Origin of the sequence: Galactobacter sp. (genome assembly GCF_022712295.1) — a bacterium.
GTDB lineage: Bacteria > Actinomycetota > Actinomycetes > Actinomycetales > Micrococcaceae > Galactobacter.
Window position 1 is genome coordinate 1 of the sequence record NZ_JALAGT010000163.1, and the last position, 5,002, is coordinate 5,002.

General features: G+C 63.6%; 3 protein-coding genes. All 3 read right to left on the minus strand.

Annotated features, from left to right (window positions below; all coding sequences use genetic code 11):
• Positions 1-2 precede the first annotated feature (2 nt).
• Entirely contained in the window at positions 3-3,470 is a 3,468-nt protein-coding gene (locus Q0A15_RS11885; RefSeq protein WP_291279739.1) for a SpaA isopeptide-forming pilin-related protein, read from the minus strand.
• Between the two features lie 50 nt (positions 3,471-3,520).
• Entirely contained in the window at positions 3,521-4,486 is a 966-nt protein-coding gene (locus tag Q0A15_RS11890; RefSeq protein WP_291279740.1) for a class C sortase, read from the minus strand.
• Between the two features lie 107 nt (positions 4,487-4,593).
• The coding region (locus tag Q0A15_RS11895; protein WP_291279741.1) for an LPXTG cell wall anchor domain-containing protein at positions 4,594-5,002 on the minus strand (409 nt) is incomplete at its 5' end.

The window sequence follows — 5,002 nt, forward strand, 5'->3', positions numbered from 1 at the left end:
CCCTATGCGGAGGCGTTACGCCGGCGTTGCCAGAGCAGCCCCGCTACCACTGCCAGCCCGCTCACAGCTCCCACAGTCCAGAATGAGAGTGATCCGGTCCCACCTGTCAGCGGAAGCTCAGGAACTTCTGCGAGCTCGTTCTTGATGCCTGCGGCGCCGAGAACGGTGGTCCCATCGACGTACACATAGAAGGGAGCATCGGCGAGTACGTAGCCCGCTGGGGCTTTGGTCTCTGTTACCCGATACCACGCGCCCGTTTTCAATCCCACAAGGTGGAAGCGACCTGCGCGAGGATCAACATCAGGCCCGGTGCAGCCCGCAGCGGTGCAGTCCTGAACTGCGGTTTCCGTAGCGCCGGCGACGGGGGACCCGCCATCACCGGTAACTTCCACAACGGCCCACTCTGATCCCTTGAGGTAACCGGTGTCGGCGTGGGGCCCGATCTTGTTCCAAGCCAGGCTCGAGAGGATCTTGACACCTGCCGGGTCACAGACCTTAGCCGGCTTCGTCTCCCCAGCTTCCGGCTCAACACAGGCAGTGTTGACCACGGTGTCGCCTTCCTCAGCGATGTCGGCCAGCGCGAGGTCGTACTCGATGGTGGCGGTTTCGCCCACCTTGAGGCTGGCCAGCCGCACACCCTGAGCGTCGCCTTCCAGCGGAAGGGACGAGGTGAGCTGACCGTCAACGTAGAGCTGGCCAAGATCGGCCTTGTCGTCGGAGAGCGGCAGATGAGCAAAATCGACGTTGCCCGTGTTGGCAACGACAATTCGATACCTGGCCGACTGATCGATCATGAACGCGGGGTAATCGCTGGCGTCTTGCGCGTCATGCCAATTGCCTTGGAGGTCGCGCACATACTTCTTCAGCGTGAAGGCTGGGTTCGGCGTCACGGTGAATGAGGCAGAGGTTCGCATCCGCAATTGAGTGTCCGTTGCGCGACCGACGGCGAGGTTGACGAACTTGTTGTCGCCCTTGCTCCCGGTCGTGGTGATTTTCACTTGGAATGACTGCTTCTGGCCGTATGCCAACGCCGGCCCGATGACTCGGATGGCCGTGGCGTTGGCGGAGTACGTTGTCGTCCAGCCGACGGTGTTGCCGGTAGTCGTGGAGAATCCGCCGTTGGACGGATCCTTCGGATCTTCCTTCAGCGTGGCCGGAGCAGCGGTGGTGTAGTAGACCGTGGCACCTGCCGGGGCCACAACCGGGCCGTCGAGCGTGTAGGCGCCATCGAAGTCCGTGCCGCGCCCGTCGCCGACGTACGGGAGGATGTCGACAACGTCGGTCTTCGCGCTGGTGGTGGGGTCAAAAGACTCCATCTCAATGGTCCAAGAGTTCTTGGCGACGCCATTATTCGTCGGGACACTCGCCTGAGCAGCCGTCTTCTTCAGGGTGGTGTAGCCGTCCTTCGGAACGACCAGCGACGCCTCAGCGGTGGCGGACTGCCCTTGGCTGCTGGCGCTGACCTTGTTGGTGATCGTGGACCCAGGGGTGGCCGTCGACGGGACGGTCGCCTTGAAGTTGAGCACGTCCAAGGGCGACTTGTTGACAGAGACATTGGAGATTGTCCAGGTCAACGTCTGGCCTGTCGCCGGCGAACCCGACACTACGGGGGCCGGAGTCGAAGAGCCGGTCACAAAGGTCATGCCTGCAGGGAGCGTGTCCGTGACGACAACCGTGCCAACTGCGCCGGTGGCGCCGGCATCGGCGGTGAGTCCGTAACGCACGGCGTAGTCAACCGTGGCACCGGGGCCGGCCTCCTTCTGGAGTACCTCCTTCTCCACCACCGGGGTGGAGCCGATGATGCGAAGCACATCGCGGCCGGCGGCGGCATAGGGATAGCGTGCGCCAGGCGTGGCCGTGCCAGAGTTCGGCTTGTCGGTGACGTTCAACGAGCGGTTGGGGTGGTTCCACGTGCCGTTGAGCTGGTAGGAGCCCCAGGACCAAATATCCTGGCCGGTGCTCACCGTGCTCTTGATCTTCTGATCGACGTAGATGCCCTGCAGGCCATTGACGCTCGTGCCCTGGTTGATGAGTGCCAACGTTTGCGTGTACTTGACGGCCTTGACGGTCGACAAGTTGACAGGCGGGGTGGTGCTCCAGCCAGCAGCCGGCGTGACGGTTTCGCATCCGGTCCACGCATTGGGGTTGTAGCTGGTGCTGGTGGGGTCCAGCAGCCCGCCCCCGGTGCCGGTGTAGTACCAAATTGTCCCGCCAGTGAAAGCCTCGCCAGAGGCCGAAGATGAAACCTTGGCCGACTGGAAGTCGACGTACTTCGTGTCGAGGATGACACAAGCACTGTTACCGACCTCCGCTCGGACGGAGGCACCCGAGGTCACGGTGGCGCCGGCGTAGGTGCGGTAGGTGTCGGTCCAGACGCTGCCCTGAGACAGTGCGCCGACCGCGTTGAAGCCGTGCGACCAGACGCCTCGCGTGTAGGCCTGCGAGTTGGAGTTGTTGGCCGCAGAATCGACCGAGGTCACGGACGGGTTGCCCGCTGCGGTATAGGTCGGGGTAGAGGCCGAAAGCGTGAAGGTTCCGGGGCTGACGTAGGGGAAACGGAACTTGACCTGGCCGGAGGCGATGACGTCCATGCCGGTGGGCAGAGCGTTACCGCGCGAGTCCGTGGTGGGGAACGGGGCGTCGTAGTTCAGACCGGTCAAAGTCAGGAGGTATTTGCCGCCGCCCTGGGAGACCAGGGTGCATCCGGGGAAGTCGGTGCTGTTGGAGGTGCTGTGTGCGCCGTCGGAGTAGGGGAAGCCGGCCAGGCCGGTGGAGATGGGCGAGCAGCTGCCGGTCGGAAGCGTGATCGTTTCGCCGTTGGAGGCATTGACCGTTAGCACGTAGCTCACGGATGTGGGACCAGGCAGCGACCCGGTGGAGTGGCTCAGCGACCATCCGAAGGTCAGCTCCTGGAGGGCGCCGACCTGGGTGGAGGTGGATCCGCCGTCGAACTTGGCGTCCATCACGAATTTGTTGTCGATCGGGATCTTGGGCAGGTCGAAGGTCTTGCCGTTGAATTCTCCGGTGAGGCCGACCTGGTCTCCGCTGTTGCCCATCGGCACGAGACCGGTGAAGGTGACCTGGGCGGTGCCTTGGTCTCGGGTGCCGATGTTGCAGGTGAGCGTGGTGCCGTCCGCCGACAGGGTGGAGACGGGGGTGACGCCGCTGGTCTTGCAGACCGAGGGGATTGCCGTGAATTTGGCGTTGGTGGCGGTGAACACCACGGTGTTGTTGGGCACCGGGTCGTTCGAAGGCGCGGGGCTGTCGTCGTTGATGTCGAGGTACCAGACGGCCGAGAGCGCGTCGGTGCCAGAAGAGACCGACGTAGGGGGACTCTGCCATTGCCCGTAGAACTCATAGGTGGTTGTTTCGGCTACGGCGGAGGGCAGGCTGATGCCCAGGCAGACCGTGAGCGCGGCGGCAACTGTGGCAAGGACGCGCCGCAGGAGGCTTCTGATGGGCCGCCGCACATGCGGCTCCTTTGGCCTGAGTGTTCGGGTGTGCATGGTATTTCCCCTATCTACCGAGCAAAGTCGCGAGTGAGCAACGGAGGCTGGTTGTCTGCTGGATGTGGCTGGGACGCTGCGTGGTGGAGGTGGGCGGCGTCGCGTCGATTTCTGATGCTTGCGTCCTTGCGTCCTTGGAGGACGAAGTAGGCGATGGCTAGGGCCCCTCCGGCGCCAAGGATGACCATCCACCAGGGAAACCCTGGAATGGTTGGCACCTGGCCCAGGGCGGCCTGCGCGGCCGGCGGGGTCGGGGTGATTCTCTTGCCGGTCACCACAATCCTTTGGGTGTTGATGCCCAGGGGGGTGCAGGTGATTAGCGAGACGAGGTCTTGGTTGGGCTCGGCCCGGAGCGTCGCGGTGGCCTCCGGATCGATGACCTGGGTTTTGATGACCTGGTACACCAGTACCTCGCCGAAGACCTCCAGGGTGAACTGGTCGCCTTCCTTGACGCGGTCTAGATGGGTGAACATCGTGGCGTTGGCTAGGCCTCGGTGTGCAGTGATCACTGACCTGGTGCCCTTTCCTCCGACGGGGAGGCTGGAGCCCTCGAGGTGCCCGGCTCCTCGGCTCAGCACCGCGTCGCTGGTGCCGTGGTAGATCGGCAGGTCAACCTCGGCGGAGTCGATCTTGATGCGCCCCATCACGCCTTCGGCGTTCGCGGAGAGCAGGTGATCGTACTCAAGTCCCTTGGCCTGCGAGGAGCCTGTACCGACGGGAATGTTCGCGTTGCGATCCAACTTGACGCCGGCAACGAGGGCTTCGTTGTACCTGTGGGCCTGGTCCAGCTGCTGTGATGCAGATGGCACGGCGCTTTTGACATCGTCGCTGAAGGTTTCCACGATCTTTGACTGGTTATACGAGGAGAACCAAGCAGCGGTCATGGGGTAGGCCCCCGCGGTTGTCCCCCCCAAGATCAACAACGTGATGACGATGGTGAGGACGGTAGGCCGGAAGCGTCGCGATGATCTCTGGCGCATGTGTTCCTTGGTTTTGGGTGTCTTGGCGCAGTGCCGTGGTACCTGCCAGGGAGCTCCTGGTGCCTCGACGAAGAGCCGAGGCACCAGGAGCTCAACTGCTCGCTACGTCAGGCGACGTTGCTCTGGCGGCGGCGGTTCACCGTGATGAGCACGATGGCCAGTACGATGGCTGCGCCACCGAGCGTGATCAGCATCAGCTGGCCGGCTGCGCCGGTCAGCGGAAGCGGAGGCACTTCCTGCTGAGTGTTGATGATCTCGACGTTGTCCGAGGTGGTGGTGGCACCCACCTTCACAGCGACCGGGGTGTCGGCGTTCTCCGGCAGGACGTAGCCGGCGGGGGCCGCAACCTCGACGAGGACATAGCAACGCTGCAGCGCGTCCTTTACGGGGTTCTCGGAGTCAGACACAAACAGACCGGGCACAGAGATGATGCCGGTGCCGGCCGAGGTGAACTGCGTCTGGCCGTTCACCGTGATCGCCGTGCCGGTCTTCACAGCCGTCGAGCAATCGGCAGCG

Coding starts and splice junctions, on each gene's coding strand:
- Q0A15_RS11890 (WP_291279740.1), bottom strand. CDS start 4,486: ATGCGCCAGAGATCATCGCGACGCTTCCGGCCTACCGTCCTCACCATC.